The sequence below is a fragment of the Microcystis sp. 49638_E5 genome (genome assembly GCF_021300285.1).
GTDB lineage: Bacteria > Cyanobacteriota > Cyanobacteriia > Cyanobacteriales > Microcystaceae > Microcystis > Microcystis aeruginosa_C.
The window spans coordinates 79996-97121 of the sequence record NZ_JAJTDH010000014.1 but is presented as its reverse complement, the minus strand read 5'-3'; the positions used below and the strand labels follow the sequence as shown (position 1 = coordinate 97121).

General features: G+C 38.3%; 15 protein-coding genes and 2 pseudogenes. 8 read left to right on the top strand and 9 right to left on the bottom strand.

Going from position 1 to position 17126, the window contains the following annotated elements:
- The 3 genes from LW728_RS06795 to LW728_RS06785 form a co-directional block, all read right to left on the bottom strand.
- Positions 1–93: helix-turn-helix domain-containing protein (locus LW728_RS06795; protein ID WP_155119265.1), on the bottom strand; the 93-nt coding region annotated here is incomplete at its 3' end.
- 288 nt (positions 94–381) lie between these two features.
- Entirely contained in the window at positions 382–831 is a 450-nt protein-coding gene (locus LW728_RS06790) for a YlqD family protein (protein ID WP_072923740.1), read from the bottom strand.
- A 61-nt stretch (positions 832–892) separates the two neighbouring features.
- Positions 893–2812: a long-chain fatty acid--CoA ligase gene (locus LW728_RS06785; RefSeq protein WP_287765873.1), complete on the bottom strand. Its 1920-nt coding sequence runs from the start codon at positions 2810–2812 to the stop codon at positions 893–895.
- Positions 2813–3006: 194 nt separating this feature from the next.
- Here LW728_RS06785 and LW728_RS06780 point away from each other — a divergent pair, with 194 nt between their 5' ends.
- The 3 genes and pseudogenes from LW728_RS06780 (at position 3007) to LW728_RS06770 (ending at position 5161) form a co-directional block, all read left to right on the top strand.
- Positions 3007–4023: a GIY-YIG nuclease family protein gene (locus tag LW728_RS06780; protein WP_287765871.1), complete on the top strand. Its 1017-nt coding sequence runs from the start codon at positions 3007–3009 to the stop codon at positions 4021–4023.
- Positions 4024–4365: 342 nt separating this feature from the next.
- Positions 4366–4707 (top strand): Uma2 family endonuclease, encoded by a 342-nt coding sequence (locus LW728_RS06775; protein ID WP_287765868.1) that lies wholly within the window; start codon positions 4366–4368, stop codon positions 4705–4707.
- A gap of 26 nt (positions 4708–4733) precedes the next feature.
- Positions 4734–5161, top strand: a pseudogene (locus tag LW728_RS06770) (Uma2 family endonuclease).
- Positions 5162–5175: 14 nt separating this feature from the next.
- On the opposite strand, the gene LW728_RS06765 reads toward LW728_RS06770, so the two are convergent.
- From LW728_RS06765 to LW728_RS06750, 4 genes and pseudogenes are all read right to left on the bottom strand, one after another.
- Complete coding sequence (locus LW728_RS06765) at positions 5176–5583, bottom strand: type II toxin-antitoxin system VapC family toxin (protein WP_002801652.1); 408 nt, start codon at positions 5581–5583, stop codon at positions 5176–5178.
- 14 nt (positions 5584–5597) lie between these two features.
- The gene (locus LW728_RS06760) at positions 5598–5831 is read right to left on the bottom strand and encodes a hypothetical protein (RefSeq protein WP_002756604.1); all 234 of its coding nucleotides are present in this window, start codon (positions 5829–5831) and stop codon (positions 5598–5600) included.
- Positions 5832–5910: 79 nt separating this feature from the next.
- Positions 5911–6552, bottom strand: coding sequence for an OmpA family protein (locus LW728_RS06755; RefSeq protein WP_002733090.1), 642 nt, complete (start codon positions 6550–6552; stop codon positions 5911–5913).
- 277 nt (positions 6553–6829) lie between these two features.
- Positions 6830–8080 (bottom strand): annotated as a pseudogene (locus tag LW728_RS06750) (methyl-accepting chemotaxis protein); the annotation flags it as partial.
- A gap of 381 nt (positions 8081–8461) precedes the next feature.
- Here LW728_RS06750 and LW728_RS06745 point away from each other — a divergent pair.
- The 5 genes from LW728_RS06745 (at position 8462) to LW728_RS06725 (ending at position 15078) form a co-directional block, all read left to right on the top strand.
- A complete protein-coding gene (locus LW728_RS06745) occupies positions 8462–9052 on the top strand; it encodes a Uma2 family endonuclease (RefSeq protein ID WP_287765865.1) in 591 nt (196 codons plus the stop codon).
- Between the two features lie 5 nt (positions 9053–9057).
- Entirely contained in the window at positions 9058–9309 is a 252-nt protein-coding gene (locus LW728_RS23365; RefSeq protein ID WP_409773413.1) for a Uma2 family endonuclease, read from the top strand.
- A 534-nt stretch (positions 9310–9843) separates the two neighbouring features.
- Positions 9844–10176 carry a hypothetical protein gene (locus tag LW728_RS06735; protein ID WP_271951307.1) on the top strand — a complete coding sequence of 111 codons (333 nt, stop codon included), beginning with the start codon at positions 9844–9846 and terminating at the stop codon, positions 10174–10176.
- Positions 10177–14040 carry a tetratricopeptide repeat protein gene (locus tag LW728_RS06730; RefSeq protein WP_287765858.1) on the top strand — a complete coding sequence of 1288 codons (3864 nt, stop codon included), beginning with the start codon at positions 10177–10179 and terminating at the stop codon, positions 14038–14040.
- A 114-nt stretch (positions 14041–14154) separates the two neighbouring features.
- The gene (locus LW728_RS06725; protein ID WP_287765855.1) at positions 14155–15078 is read left to right on the top strand and encodes a zinc ribbon domain-containing protein; all 924 of its coding nucleotides are present in this window, start codon (positions 14155–14157) and stop codon (positions 15076–15078) included.
- A gap of 78 nt (positions 15079–15156) precedes the next feature.
- Here the strand turns inward: LW728_RS06725 and LW728_RS06720 are convergent, their stop codons facing one another.
- The gene (locus tag LW728_RS06720) at positions 15157–16188 is read right to left on the bottom strand and encodes a GntR family transcriptional regulator (protein WP_287667264.1); all 1032 of its coding nucleotides are present in this window, start codon (positions 16186–16188) and stop codon (positions 15157–15159) included.
- 196 nt (positions 16189–16384) lie between these two features.
- Positions 16385–17095 carry a lysophospholipid acyltransferase family protein gene (locus LW728_RS06715; protein WP_002801661.1) on the bottom strand — a complete coding sequence of 237 codons (711 nt, stop codon included), beginning with the start codon at positions 17093–17095 and terminating at the stop codon, positions 16385–16387.
- Positions 17096–17126: the final 31 nt, after the last annotated feature.

The following is a 17126-nucleotide window of genomic DNA, read 5'->3' as shown; positions in this document are numbered from 1 at the left end:
GTTGTAAACTAATCTTACACAGCCCAAAGTGCGCCGCAATAGCGACTCTTGTTCGGGTGTTGGGTAAAATCGGTAAGAATAGGCTTTTTCCATGTCTCACATTTTAGCATATATCGTGTAAATGCGCTAGTATTTAACAGTAAAGCCAACCTAGAACGGCGGGGTTTCAGACGCAAATTTTCGATGAAGTTATACAACAATATAGGTGAGTTTGTCCGGGCGATCGATAAAGAATCTTAATATATTTTTCAGGCCCGATCAAGTCATGTCAGGGGTGATGTGAGCTAGGGGCGGTTTTCTGGGTGAGCAAGGGAGAATAACCCTTGCTATTGCCGATTTTAACCGTTACGTTGACAGTGACCGGAGCTGCTCACCCTAGCTTTAAATTTCGCCGCGAATGTCTTCGACGATGCCATCTCTAAGGACGAGTTCTACATTCATTTTTGCTACTAAGTTATCGCCTTTTTCGACGCGGAAAAAGCTTTCTAGTTGTGCTTGGGCGACTTCTTGATTGAGTTCCAAGAGTTGTACCTGTTGCAGTTGTTGCAGATACTGGTTTTTTTGTTCGAGAAACTCACTTTTCTGTTGATTGACTTGGATTTGAATATTATCAATCTGTTGGGCAGCCGCGGGGGGTAAGGGGATCAGACTCTGACGCTGAATTTCGGCGATCGCTCTTTGTCCTTGGGTTTCTAATTGTTGAATTTGTGCGTCAATTTGAGCCATTTGTGCTTGTAATTGCTGTTGTGCTTCTTCTTTCCAGCGCGGAGTCACGATGACTTTAATTGTCACTGGGCGCTTAAGTAATAAACTGGTTTGTGCGTCATCCATGATTTGCTTATCCTAAAAAGGCTTTTTTGTCAAGGGGTTAGGGAATATTTGCCAGAAATATTTACTTGGCAAACATCTCGTTAATCATATCGCGATAGCGTTGCGTTACTACCGGTCGTTTAATCTTTAAAGTTTGGGTCATCATGCCGTTTTCTAGGGAAAAAGGCTCTAAAATTAACTCAAAGGTTTTAATCTGGTCATCGGTACGATAACCGGGCCGATTTCTTACCTCGCGCTTTAATTCTTGTTGGTAGAGAGCTAAGACTTTTTTGCTGTAGAGATCGCTAGAAAGAATCGTGGAGCGATCGCTGTGAGCATCGGGTAAATTTAAGGATATTTTCTGTTCTTGGGCCCAATTGGCCAGTATATCAAGATTAGGCACGATCAAAGCCCCCAAAGCTTTTTGATCCTGTCCCACTAGCATGATTTGGGAGATAAAGGGACTGCGTAAACAAGCATCTTCAATCGGTTGCGGTTCGATATTTTCACCATTGCTCAAAACAATTGTATCTTTGGCCCGTCCGGTTAAAACTAAATCCCCGGCAGCGGTTAACCAACCAATATCACCGCTATCAAACCAACCATCGGGAGAAATCGCTTTTTCGGTTGCTTCGGGTTTTTTATAGTATCCCTGCATCACCTGCGGACCGCGAATCAAGACTAAACCGTGTTTTTCTGTCGGTAAGACTTCTTTGCTGTGTAAATCGACAATACAGATTTCTGTCTGAAAAACGGGACGACCGGCAGACCCGCGCAGGTTATGATCGATACGACGGACGGTAGCGACTGGAGAAGTTTCTGTCAGTCCATAACCAACTAAAATCGGGATTCCCGCAATCTCATAGAAAGTATCTAGATGTCTAGCTAAGGAACCACCGCCACTAACCAAGATTTTAACTTTATTTCCCACTGCTTGGCGAATTTTGCCATAAACTAGCTTATCACCGATGGCATGGAGGGGATAGAGTAAGAGGGATTGAATTCTTGCTTTTAGTCTTTCTCCGGGGGAAGCGTGAAGATGATCTAGACTGAGATTATCGGCGATACGTTTAGCAATAACGTACTTTTCCGACTTTTCTAGCAAAAATCGCACTAATTTCTGTTTTGTGGCCGATTGTTCGCTAAATTGTTTTTGGATACCCTCGTAAAGAGATTCCCAAAGACGGGGAACTCCCACCATTAATTGGGGACTAAATTGCTTTAAATCCTGCTTAAAAGTGCGAATACTGGTGTAAATCTGGGTGCAACCTTGAGCTAGACTGAAATACTCACAACTGCGCTCGTAGGAATGCCATGAAGGTAGTATACTTAAAACTCGATCGCCGGGATCCGGTTGAAAGATAGCGTTTAAGTTGCGTACCTGATGCAGGAGATTACCGTGACTTAACATCACCCCTTTTGGTTGTCCCGTCGTTCCCGATGTGTAGATGAGGGTAGCCAGATCATTTTCGCTCTTGGTGATGGGTTTAAGGGTGTTCTCAGCCCCGATCGCCATTAGTTGCTTGAAATTTAAGGTCTGCACGGAAATCGCCCCAGTAGCGGGGTCTTCGTCGGTGAGCAGCACGATTAATTTTAGGGGCAATTCAGGGATTTTCGCCAGCAATTTGCCTAAAGTTTTGTTATTTTCCACAATCAGCGTCTGACTGTCACTATCAGCGAGAATATAGGCTAATTCCTCTGCATCTGCTTGAGCAGATCGTACCGCATTGGCGGCCCCGGCTGCCATGGAACCTTGGTCGGCAATAAACCACCGGGGACTATTATCGGCAAATAAAGCGACATTTTCGGTTTCTGTGACTCCTAATGCTTGCAAAGCGGCGGCAAATTGCTGAATTTGTTGATAAAGTTCCCGATAGGTGATAATTACTTCCGGTTTACTGTGGGGATCGTGCAGGGCGATAATATTGGGGAAACGCTGGGCAACTATTGACCAAACTTCGGGTAAAGATTGAATATTTGAATAGTCAATTAGGGTTGTCATAGCAGTAGTTATAGAGAGTTACAAGGGTAATAGCATATAGATTAACCATTCTAGGCTCTTTTTGCTGGTTCTCCTAGACAGTATTTGAACAGGTATGTTTGCTAGTCAGCTATACCTTGTCTTCTCTTTATCTTGACTGGAAGAAATCCATCGGTTAATAATTAATAATATATCTCTCACTATTAGATTAACTCATGCAAGCAGATAGTTTAATTTTACAATTGCCGCAAGTGGAACTGAAAAAACGAGATAACTTACCTCGTCTAGCTGGGATATATTATGTTATTGATGAGAATAATTTAGTCTGGTATATAGGACAGGCTAAAGATCTCTATTCTCGCTGGCAAGGCAAATCTCATCATCGTTTAGTTCAGCTATCATCACAAAAAAAGAAGCATTTTCGTATTTATTATAAATTAGTGAATACCAGTGATTTAGATAGTCTAGAAGCAGGAGAAATTGCTCAATATAATCCTCACTTAAATCAAAGTCCCGTCAAGCGTAAAAAGGTAAATCCGACGGAAACATTATTACGAGAGACCATAGTTAAATTATCTGATTATTTAGTGATTTTAGGAATTGAGCCGCCAAGAAAACTAGATACAGAATTATACAGTAGTTGTCAGAAATATCGACAGGAATGGTGGGTGCAAAAACAAATTCTTAATCTCGAAACAATTCATCTAGGTATCAATCTTGATAAACTCAATCAAGTTAGTGATAACTACGAAGCTGTCGAAGGGATTTTAAATAGTGCCTTTGCTTCGAGAAAAGCTTATGCTAATAAATGGCAATTCCCGCCGCAGATCAAGAGATATAATCCTTATCATGCTACCAGATTATTAGTCAATGGCTATTCAATAGAAGTCTCAGCATTAATTAATTGTAATCCCTTATTTTTTAATGATACTTTTTACTCCACCTTAGCGACAGAAGATATTAATGTATTGCCCGAAAAAAATCTAATCTCCTTGCGAGAAACTGGACTAAAAACTTATCTAGGTTTATTTTTGGGAAATCCCAACAACTTCAGTCAAGACAACCCTAGTCGTCAGATTTTACAAAGAATACAGTCTTATCAAAGTGATCCGATTAGGTTAGTTTTTAACGAAAAAATAAATTATCCAGAACTTCGTAATCATGTACTGAAAATTAAAGAAGATTATCAACTGGGTTTACGAGGATTTGGTAGTCGCAGCAGAAGTGAATAAGATTAAATGTAAACTGAAGTTAACGAAATGTAAAGAAAGTTATGCGATCAAGGTAAAAACAACTCTAGAACTTTATCTTATAAATATAACCACTCACTAAGCAAGGAAATAACTGTAATCTAGGGATAAGCATTTATCCATCAGCACTCGATTACTCGGTGTACTTGCGCTCTATCCTATGTGCTTTTTCTTGCTATTATTAACGTGGATAACTAGGGGATAGTCTAACCTGAAAGTGGGATAAAGAGAAGTTTAATTTTCAGAATGGGTAAGTGCAGTTAATCAATTTCTGGCTCAAAGTATCGATAAAAGCTTGACAATATGTAATTAGGAGAAAAAACGATGATTGCTCTATCTAACTATAATAATCTCACCCCAGAAGAATATCTTCAGTTTGAAGAAACCAGTCCCATTAAACATGAATATATCGATGGACAAGTTTACTCCATGGGGGATAAATTTAATGATTATCAAACTCTAGAAAGTTTAGAGGAATATGTCTTAGTGAATAGTAAACACCAACGAGTGGAAACTTTTCGACGGGGTGAACAGGGTTTATGGATTATGCAAACCTATCAGCAAGAAAGTTTTAGTTTACAGAGTATTAATCTGACGGCATCTTTTCGGGATTTATACGAGGATGTCACCCTAGAAACGGTTAATGATACTCCCGAAAGTACTTAAGAAAATCTCCTTCAACGATTAAACCCATGATTGCTCTATCTAACTATAATAATCTCACCCCAGAAGAATATCTTCAGTTTGAAGAAAAAAGTCCCATTAAACATGAATATATCGATGGACAAGTTTACGCCATGGCAGGGACGACGGATACTCATAATATTATCGGACTCAATTTCACTTTTATTATTCGTAATCATTTGCGGGGTTCTGGTTGTCGGGTTTATTTTGCCGATGTGAAAGTCAGATTAGAGGGGATAAATTTAATGATTATCAAACTCTAGAAAGTTTAGAGGAATATGTCTTAGTGAATAGTAAACACCAACGAGTGGAAACTTTTCGACGGGGTGAACAGGGTTTATGGATTCTGCAAACCTATCAGCAAGAAAGTTTTAGTTTACAGAGTATTAATCTGACGGCATCTTTTCGGGATTTATACGAGGATGTCACCCTATAGGGAATGAAAAATAATTAAGGTACAACCTCAAAAGGTTGATTTCCATACCGTCGGTAAATATAGAAATCGCTATCGAGAGTGAATATTTGTTTTTGATTAAGAACTTCAGCCATGGCTACTAAAGAAGCATCTGCTAAATCCATAGGAACATCTTGATATTGTATCATTAAGGTTTCCATTCTTTTTAGTTCATCTGAATTATGATGGTGTATTACCAGTATTTCATCTACCACATAACCCCATAATTCTTGTTGTGCGAACCAACCACCATATCGACGCAATAAATACATTGCTTCGGTAAAACAAGCGCAAGTCGTGACAAGGGGGGCCGATAGCGAAGATAAAATGTCAACACAACGCTGATGATTTTTATCAGCTTCATTAATTAAGGCAATAAGTGGAGAAGCGTCGCAAAGAGTCATTGATGTAATGCTGATTAGTCTTGAACATCTAAAATATTTGTAAAAACTTCTTCTACTCGCTCAGATAAATCTGATGGCTGAAAATAAACTCGTCCAACTCTTCCTTTTAATTTTTGGTCTAGGGTTTCTGGAGTGGAAGAATTGGAAGATTGATTAGGTAGAATGGTCAATCTCACTCGCTGACCTGCTAATTTAGCACTATGCTGTAAAATTTCTTCCCAAGTCCCCTCTAAAGTGTTTTGTTCCATAGATATTGATTTGAATTTCGTTCTTTCCTCAGTGTAACAAGCAAAAGATAAAAAAACAAATTTCTAGAATTTTTTTGTCTTATTGTTTTCTACCGGGGGGAATAAAACGGATTTCAATTCTGCGTCTGCTTGCATCTGCGTCACGATTAACCGCAGCTAATTTACCCGATGGGAGGTATAACTGTCCTGCGGAAAAAGCTCGAAATTTGACGTTTTTGAGTTTACCTGTGCTTTCGATTTCTTGCACTACTGCTAAAGCTCGCATTAATCCTAAATCAGTGTTAGAACCGGGTACGAGCATTTTAACAGATTGTTTTCTGCTGGCAACCGATTCGATATTTTTATCGAGATTACTTGTCTTTTGTATTCCCTGTCCGTCCGTGTGTCCAATTACTTGAATAAAGTCGATTTCTCTGTCTTTGGTAATGGTTTCGATAGCGGGAATAATGCGCTGACGAATATAGGTTTTTAAAGCGGGGTTTAATTCAGCACTTCCTGACTGAAATTTGAATTTTCCTGATTTTTCATCGATAACTATCGGGGTTGCTGTTTGCAGTTTTCGGTTAGCTTCCTCCAGTTTACTGATGAGATTATAGGACTGAAAAAGTGCCAAGAGGAGAAATAAACTCAGAATCATGAAAGCATTGGACATTAAATCGGTAAATGCGGGATAAACATCCACCGATTTATCTTCATCTCGGTAGTAGGTACGTCTAGACATAGTTACTTATATGTTGGTGAAGTTATTCAAATAGGGTGTTAATGTCATCCTGAACATTTTTTTGAGGAGGATTAGGGATTGTCTCAAAAAGTTTTTCTATCTTATCCTTTAAGTTAGAAAATTCAGACTGAACATCTTTTTGAGGAGGATTAGGGATTGTCTCAAAAAGTTCTTTAAGTTCTTCCAACTTCTTATTTAACTTATAAATGTCATCCTGAACATCTTTTTGAGGAGGATTAGGGATTGTCTCAAAAAGTTGTTTAAGTTCTTTCATCTTATCCTTTAAGTTAGAAAATTCAGACTGAACATTTTTTTGAGTAAGATTAGGGATTGTCTCAAAAAGTTTTTTAAGTTCTTCCAACTTCTTATTTAACTTATCAATGTCATCCTGAACATCTTTTTGAGTAGGATTAGGGATTGTCTCAAAAAGTTCTTTAAGTTCTTTCATCTTATCCTTTAAGTTAGAAAATTCAGAACTCATTTCGCCAATTTTCTCCAGTTCTGCTAAACATTTGTGAATTTCTCCATAGATGTGTTCAATCATTTTTTGATTCGATTTATTTTCCTTAGCGATAACTTTCTCTAACTTATCTCGCAAAGATTCTAAGTTAGCAGTTAATTGACTGGTGTTGGTGTTCACTGCGTTAATTACTTGAGAAAAATCTGATTTAAGGCTGCCAAATTGATTGGCTGTTTTCTCAATAGATTGGGAAACTGCTTTTAATTGTTCTGAGTTCTTAGTTAATTTATCATCAACTACCATCCCTAAGTTATTGCTTAAAAGGTTTAAATCAGACTGTAAGCTTTCCTTGACTTGAGTAAGTTGCTCTGTCACTGTATCAATTAACTGAGACAAGTTAGCATTAGTCACATCGAGATTATTACTAGAGCGCTCAATTGCATGAGAAGCTGTGAGGATTTTATCGGAGGTTTGGGAGAGTCTTTCATCGAGACGATTGATAAGTTGGTTTCCTAATTGTTTCGACTCGGAGTTAAAACTGTCTTGATAGGTTTTCACGGTTTCGATTAATTTTACTAATTCTCCCTGAATGTTGGATAACTTTTCTTGTTCGGTGACTGAGCGTTGCTGATTCTGTTCTAGGATTTTCTCAGAGACTTGAGTAAGTTGCTCTGTCACTGTATCAATTAACTGAGACAAGTTAGCATTAGTCACATCGAGATTATTACTAGAGCGCTCAATCGCATTGGAAGCAGTGAGGATTTTATCGGAGGTTTGGGAGAGTCTTTCATCGAGACTATTGATAAGTTGGTTTCCTAATTGTTTCGACTCGGAGTTAAAACTGTCTTGATAGGTTTTCACAGTTTCGATTAATTTTACTAATTCTCCCTGAATGTTAGATAACTTTTCTTGTTCGGTGACTGAGCGTTGCTGATTTTGTTCTAGGATTGTCTCAGATTTTTGATTCAAGTCAGTAATTTTTATTCCTAACTCAACCATAGTTGTCATGGAACGCTGGAAGTCTTGAGTTAAAGAAGCTAGAGATTGAGTTGATTGGTTTAAATCAGACTGTAAGCTTTCCTTGACTTGAGTAAGTTGCTCTGTCACTGTATCAATATTATTACTTAAGCGGTTGACTTTTTTGGTTGACTCTTGGAGATGTTTATAGAGAGCAATTAAGACGGTGGGAAAAATAACCAAGACTAGAATTAAAAGAATCAGATAGGGAGGAAAAAGGTTAAGTAATGCCATGATAGTTATTGGATACCTCGAATTGTGGTTGATAGAGAGAGTTGGGGGTGAATGTTTCCTCAGATAGCTGGGGAAACATCATTAAGATTAATAAATTTTATCATTCATCAGTAGTGCTAACCTCTCCGGGTAAACTGGGTTGACTACTGTTATTGTTTGTTCCCAGTAAAGTTTGTTGCTTTTTCAACGATTAAACCCATGATTGCTTTATATAGCTATAATAATCTCACTCCAGAAGAATATCTTCAGTTTGAAGAAACCAGTCTCATTAAACACGAGTATATCGATGGACAAGTTTACGCCATGGCAGGGACGAAGGATACTCATAATATTGTTTTGGGGAATATATACACAATTATTTGTAATCATTTGCGGGGTTCCGATTGTCGAGTTTATTTTGCCGATGTGAAAGTCAGATTAGAAAAACGCAATCACTTTTACTATCCTGATATTCTTGTCACCTGCGATGACAGAGATAGAGAAACCGCTACCTACAAAAGGTTTCCTAAATTGATTGTTGAAGTTCTCTCCGATTCTACAGAAGCTTTTGACAGGGGGGATAAATTTAATGATTATCAAACTCTAGAAAGTTTAGAGGAATATGTCTTAGTCAATAGTAAACACCAACGAGTAGAAACTTTTCGACGGGGTGAACAGGGTTTATGGATTCTGCAAACCTATCAGCAAGAAAGTTTTAGTTTGCAGAGTATTAATCTGACGGCATCTCTTCGGGATTTATACGAGGATGTCACCCTAGAAACGGTTAATGATACTCCCCAAATTCCTTAAAAACCATGATTGCTTTATCTAACTATAATAATCTCACCCCAGAAGAATATCTTCAGTTTGAAGAAAAAAGTCCCATTAAACATGAATATATCGATGGACAAGTTTACGCCATGGCAGGGACGACCGATACTCATAATATTATCGGACTTAATTTCACTTTTATCACACCTGCGATGACAGAGACGGAGACAGTTTATTGGCTCGCTTTTGAGCCGCTGCGTTCCAGGGAACCCAAACAGAAGAGGATGCTTGTCTGATGCTGTCCTCCTCCGTTGCGTCGGCAATCGCTAACCACGCCTGAAACTCAGGATCGTTTTCCAGTTCGTCATCATCAAATCAGTCCTCTGGGGGATGGGGGATTGAGAGGTTCATTGACATTTGAGGTTGAGCTAGAGATAGACATAATTTTATAGGGGGGAACAGGGGACATTAGAAAACGGGTTTCTCGAAGAAACCCGTTTTCTGGGTTACAGATGATAGTTTATTTGGTTTTTCGTTACTTGGTATGATTCTATATGGAGACATAAATCGACTAAATCCTGATCTGGTAAGAGATTTAATTGATTAGTTCGCTCCAGATCGCAAACAATTGACAAAAATCGCAGTAATGTCTGTTTCTATAAGGGTTTCATCCCTTATAACCCTGTCCGTTGCATAAGACAAACCGAAGAGCCGTTTATTCATCGAGTTAAAAAAATTTTACGGAAGACTGACTATCAGAATTTTTGTGCTAAAAATAACTTAACTAAAATGTCGGGCTAAGTAAAGCCAAGATCGAGTTAGAGGTAAAAATGACAGTCATTCAATTTGTTATCGAAGGTCAAGATGCCAAGTTAGCCGCTACAGAGTTAGTAGCGATTAAGGGCATTCAAGGAAACTGGAAAACTGATGAAACAAACAAAAAAGAAGGGACAATAGCAGTAATTGCTAGTATTATAGGGATAGTCGGGGGAACACTAGCGATCGCTGAACAGATTCGTCAATGGTATCAAGAATATACCAAAGAAAAAAAAGCTAAGGCAATAGATAAAGTGCTTATTGTTTGCGATGGTCAACGATTACTACTAGAAAATGCTTCTATTGAGCAAATTAATCAAATTTTAGAGAATATTGCCCAAAAATAAATGCAATCCTTATACATAGAGCTAAGACCGATAGATAAACAGCGCATAGAGCTACGCTATCATCACGTTGAGGTAAATGAAGGGAGTTATGAGCCGCAAATCGTTGATATTTCCAGTATTCAATCCCTCATTGCCCAAAGTGAGCGTGATTTTTATGTGTCATCTTTTCCCGACCTAGTCAATATTGGTCAACAACTCTTTATCTTTTTAGACAGTCCTGGGAGGTATTTAACAAGAGCCATGGAAAGCTGTCAAGAAGACGGTTTAATTTTAGCCATTGACACGGGAAATGGAGATGAAACAGGGATTAGACTGTCTCATTTACCCTGGGAAGTTCTTCATGACGGTTCTTACTTTCTCGTGGACAGACTTGCCCCTTCTGTTGTTCCTCTGCGTTGGACAAAAAGTAAGGTAAAACCTCGTGAGCCACAAAATAGAGCTTTACGGATTCTCTTTATGGCGACCTCCCCTGAACCCCCCATTGAGCCAATTTTACAATTTGAGCGGGAAGAAGCGCAGATTTTAGAGACAACGCAGGAAATTCCCCTTTATTTACAGGTTGAGGAAAGTGGCTGTTTAGATGAGTTAAATCAACTGTGGAGACGCTATCAGCAAGATTATTTTGATATTTTTCATCTTACGGGTCATGCTTCCATAAACCAAACCGACAAAAATCACCCTTTTCCCTATTTTGTAACGGAAAATCCGGACGGTACACGGCGTAATGTCACCGCTCAAGAGATTGCTAAGGCATTATATCCTCGTTTTCCCCAATTAGTTTTTCTTTCAGGCTGTCGCACAGCGCAAAATGGTAACGAAGGCACATTTCCCTCAATGGCGCAGGAATTAATTAACCAGGGAATTAGATCCGTTATCGGTTGGGGGTATCCCGTTGCAGACATTAGTGCTACCAAAGCTGCCTCAACCTTATACTCTGAGTTAGCGGCAGGATATGATCTGACTCAAGCGATTCATAGCACTTATCGGAAACTGCGAGAAGATAGCATCCCTGATTGGCATTTTTTCCGTTTATATATTCGTGGGGACTGTCCAAATGAGATGGTAGTTACTCAAGACAGTTTAACCTTTCAAACAACTCAAACCCTTAAAATTGAAGACTTATTTCTTGATCCCAATCATCCCAATAGTCCCAGAGTGGTAACAAGGGAAAACTTTGTGGGACGACGGCGTTCGCTGCAACGTTGTCTGAAATATTTACGCAATCCGCCAGGGATCTTAATTCATGGCATGGGCGGTGTGGGAAAAACGACGTTAGCGCAACGATTACTAGAGCGTTTAACAGCTTATGGGATTTTTAGCCACCATCAGCCTGAAGAGCGTGAGAAATACTATGATATTGTTTTTAACCATCGCCAGATTGATCCCGATAAACTTATTCGCTCGTTACAAGATATCGCCAGTAATGCGGGTTTAGATATTTTGAAGGGGGATTTGCCTTTTGGTAAAAAATTGACCAATTTTTTTAAATTTGGTTTAGAATCACCAGGACAGTCTTTTATATTTGTTTTAGATGATTTTGAAGTCAATTTAGAACCCAATGCGAATGGCGAATATATCCTTAAGTCGGACGCAGTGAGAACCTTAATTCCCTTATTGGGAGTTATTAGAACAAATGGGCTGAATCATCGAGTGATTATTACTTGTCGCTATAACTTTACCTTAGCCGATGAGAGATTAAATAATCTGCTGAAAAGGGAACAGTTGACCGCCTTTGAAGGGGAAGATTTACGCAAAAAACTCGACCGTTTAGATGCTTTTAATAATAAATCTGATATTTCAGTTGATTTACAGCAACAAGCGATTAATTTAGCTGATGGAAATCCTCGTTTATTGGAGTGGTTAGGAAAGGTCTTAATTTCTAGATTGGTGAACCATCAACCGCTTTTTCAAGAAATAGCTGATAAAACGGGACAATTTCGCCAGAAAATCACTGCACAAACTTTAGAACAACCTGACGAATTACGCCAACGTCTTCAGCAACAAATTGAAGATAAAGTAAGGGAATTTCGGGAAAATATTCTCGCTAAGTTACTTCTCGAACAACAATCTCAGGATTTAAGGAGATTATTATCTTTAGCATTGGTTTTTCGTCTTCCTGTTCCTCGTCCTGCTTTTGCGAGGGTTTGCCAAGTTATTCCGAACGCGGGTAAACATATTCGCCGTGCTTCGGATTTAGGATTATTAGAAGTAACGCCAGAGAAAGATTACCTGAGAGTTCCCCGTATTTTAGAAACTTTTCTCGATTTTCCTGCCGATAATGAAGGGATTTATCAGACCGCAGCCCGTGCGCTTTATCAAAGTTGGTGGCCGTCAAGTGATATCTTAACAGAACCAGAACAAAAGGAAATTTATCGATTAGCGCGTTTAGCCAAGGACATAGAAATAGCGGTTGAAGTAGCTGTTACTTTAACCAATCAATGGCTTCTTAAAGGACGTCATACAGAGATTAAAACCCTTTGCCAAGAGGTGTTAACTTTATCTCAAGATTATCGTATCTTATACAATCTCGCTTATGCAGAACAGTTTCTAGGGGGGATGAAAACTGCCAAAACTTATATACAGGAAGCGTTTAAACTCTGCCCCCGTGAGGATGAAGAAAAAAAGGCTTTAATTATTGCTTTTTTGGCTTCGTTACTCAGCATGGAAGGAAATCTATCTGCGACAAATTATTTATGTCAAGAAGTTGAAAAAATGAGCAACACAAAAGGCAAAGCAGAAGCCTTAGGTGCTTTAGCTGTGTTGAAAGGTACAGAACAAGATTTTGAAAAAGCAGAAAGCTATATCCAACAAGCACTAGATATTCATCAAAGATTAGAAAATGATATGGGAATTGCTCAAATATTTAATTATTGGGCAATCGTTAAAACAGGACAGGGATTAATAGATGAAGCTTTTTCTTGCTATCAACAAGCGATTGATCAATTTAGAAGTTTAGGGAAATTACAAGAACTGGCTTCTACTTTATTATTTGTTGGTGGTTTACATTTACTGTTAGAACAGGTAAAAGAATCTACAAGTGTTTATCAGGAAGCGATTAATCTGGTTCAAAAAATCGGAGAAAATGTTAATAAACTTCAATTTTTATTTGCATCGGGAATCGTCGCTGTCAGTCAAGGCAATATGGAACAAGGACTGACTTTTTTACAGCAAGCTCTAGACTTAGCCCAAAAAGAAGGTAATAATCTTATTCAACCTTTCCTTTTGGTGATGTTATCCTCGATTTATATAGCTCAAGAACAATATGCAATGGCAGAAAATACCTTGCTAGAAGCATTGAAATTAGCAAAACTAACAGGCAATACAATATTACAAATTCAAGGATTATACCTATTTGGATTAATTAAAGCACAAAAGGAAAAGTGGAATGATGCGCTAATTATTTTTCAAAAAGGGTTAGCTTTGTGTGAGTCAATGGGAGCTAAGGGAAGAAATGTCTTTAATATCTATAAACATAAATTTTTAATATTTATTGGATTTATATATATAGAAAAAGAAGAAATTAATAGTGCTGTGAACTGTCTAGAGCAAGCATTAGCTATGTTTGAAGAAATAATGGATATAGAATCACAACTTCAAGTCTTATCTGCTTTAGGAGAGCTTGAACTTAACGATGAGACTTTAAACAAAGCAATATTTTATGCAGAACAAATTCTTAACATATATGAATATATTGAAGACAATAACTTAAAATTAGATAATGACTTAAAATTAAATATTTTATTGACGACTGGCAATATTTATCTCAAAGCTGGTGAAAAGAATTTAGTTACGAAATGTATTGAAAAGGCAAAAGAACTTTCTGAAAACACAGAAAATATAGAAACACAAATTGAAATATTTTAGGCACTATCTAGTTTAGCCAAACTTGAATATGATGAGAGAAATATCAGCAATGCAATTTCTTATTTGCAACAATCTCTAGAAATTGGTGAGAAAATTGACAATAACTGCTTGAGAATGGTTGCTTTAGTTAGAATTGCGTATGTGTATTCTGTGTATGATGAACAAGAGAATTATACACTAGCTCTTGAATACCTACAGAAAGCTTTAACTTTATTCCGAACCCTTGATAAGGAAACAGCAGAAATAATAGAAAGAGATTTGGAGATTAGTGAGGATTTGTTAATAGAAGGGATTGAAGAATTACAAAATGAGCAGAAAGGTTTCAATCAATCATCAGATTTTAGATTGAATCAATTAGATATGAAAAAAGATGTCAATAATAAGATAAGTCCAATGATATCATCTAATTCTTTGACACCGAATCAAAATCGTTTTAAACAAATTAAAAGATTGGGTTATAACAATCCAACATTTGAGACAATTCCTACGACAATCACTTGTCAAAACTGTGGAAAGTCTTTAAGTTTAGAAGATAATTTTTGTTCCCGTTGTGGAACTAAAAGATCATTAAGTTCTGAGGAATCATTCGCTGAGATTATTGAGAGAAATTCTTTAATTTCAAATAAAAATAACATTGACATAAACAATAGATCTGATAACTTTGGTTATAGTCTAGGTGTTTTTATTGATGAATTTGTAACTGAAGGATTGATTGATATAAAAACAATAGCAAAAAAAATACCACTTACCTTAATTCATTCTGAAACTCCTCTAAGACGATTAGATGAACCAATCTTTGAAGAAAGTCATTTAATTGCCAATCAGCAGATTTTTCCCGTACAAATTTGGTGGATGAAAGGCTCTCAAGGAAGACGGTATATGAAAGAACAAGTAATTGAAGTTCCTAATTATTATCCTGATGCTAGGTATAGAATTGGAATGCGAGTTAATTCTCTTAAAGTTCCCTATTTAGTGATAGAAGAAATCGGCAGTTCTATTTGTGTTGAATATAAATTAAGCAACTTGCTCGAAAACTGACTAACTTGGTCTATAAATACTATTATGGTGTTTCCCACTCTCATAAGATAGACCCTATTGACAACACGGGTCTATCACTTAACCACCTAATCCTAATTCTCGTCTGAGCAATTGAATTGATTTATCCCCAATATAATTATCACTACAGATAATTTCTGGCAGACGAATTAAATCCGATCGCACTTCATTAATCATATTTTTAATTAAAGTATAACTCGCTTGATCACTGATAATTGTCTGGGAAGTTCGAGCTAAAACTTTTAACTTATCCGTTTCATGAATTTGGGCAGACATAACTAATAAATCATCGCCCCGTAAACTATGAATTAAAACTTCGGCCACCTTAATAATACCGGTGCTAATACTGACAATCCCCAAGCGGCTATCGGTGGGTAATTTTTTGATTAATGCCAATTCCTTGCTGTAATCATAGATATCGATGGGAATGACTCGTAATTGAAAAGGAGCGGCAATTTCCTCCGCTACACTGATAAAATAGCGACTGGTGACAACAGTGGCAGATTTAGTATTGGCTAAAACTTGGGCTAAATCCTCCATTGCCACTAATTGGACGGGAATTTTGAGGGATTGCTCTAATTCTCTCAACATTAGCTCCCCTGCACCCAAATCGTGACGGGGAATGGTGACAAGAACTTGAGAACTACACTGCGATCGCCAATCAATTTCCGCCAGTAATAACTCGCGAATTTGCTCTAAAGTTAAACCTTGAGCGAGAAAACCAGCCAAACTCTGGCGAATTAGTCGGCCTATTTCTGGATTTTGTTCCAATAGGGGTGAACCCGATAAATTATCGTTTTCATGCCCGCGAGCCTTGACATAAATCCCCGAACCTGCTATGGATTCCACTAACCCATCGTCTTCCAGTTGTTGATAAATTTTACTTATCGTATTACGGTGTAATCCCGTGATCATAGCTAGTTGACGGGTACTAGGTAAACGATGGCCCGGTGGATACTGACGAGAGGCAATAGCGAAGCGAATTTGGTCAAATAATTGCTTAGAGGCGGGTATTTCACTGTCTGGCTGGATTTGGAACTGCATCGGATCACTTCGCTCACAAACTACTTTCGCTGATGCCCATTCTATCATTAGACCCCCTGCAACAATCGGACATCTTCACCGATCTGAGGGGTTTCCGAGGCAGTATTCAGGAGCCAGAAGCAGCAAAAACCAAGATATTATTTATTTAAACCAGAAAAGCCACTTTTTTGCTGAAAAATAGTTAAAACAATCATTTTAATCCGTCCCCGAAATCCCACTCATGGGGTAGATAGTCAACAGCTGATTAAGGGGATTGATCCTCGTGGAGAAGTTTTAAGCGATCGCTCAAGGTTTTGGTTAAGCGGACAGTTTCCCGTTTTAGCGAATTTTGTTGATAATCAAGCACATTAATCCCTTGACCGATATTTACTGTCGCTTCGCTTCCCCATCCGGGGTAAGGCTGATTATAACTAATGCTTACCGGCAAAATCTTGATATCGGCATCGGGTTTGATAGTCTTAACTTCCAATGCGATCCGCGCTACCCCCGGTTTAAGAGGATGAACCACTCGATCGCGACAGATACCCCCTTCCGGAAAAATCGCCACCATTTCCCCCGCGGCCAAAAGTTCGACGCTATGGACCAGACTACCCATACCGGGGTGATCGGTGTTGACGGGAAAACCCCCCAAACGTCGGATAAACCAACCTTGCACCCCTTTCATCTCGTTAGCGGAAACCATAAAGCGCAAATCGCGTCTAGTAACTAAACGTCCCACTGCGTAGGGTAAAATCAGCGCATCCCAACGGGAACGATGGGTAGGTGCCAAGATGACACCTCCCGTTAGGGGAATATTTTCCTGGCCCGTAACCGTTATTTTGCTGAAAAAAGCTGGTAAAACTAGATAATTTCCCAGAAAATAACAAAAGCGAATTAAACAGGGATTAATTCGGGAATTGACAGCAGGAATTTTTCTAATGGTGAGGGAATCGTCAACGATAGTGCTTTGAGACATCCGAAGTGTTAGGAAAGATCGAGACTTTCTG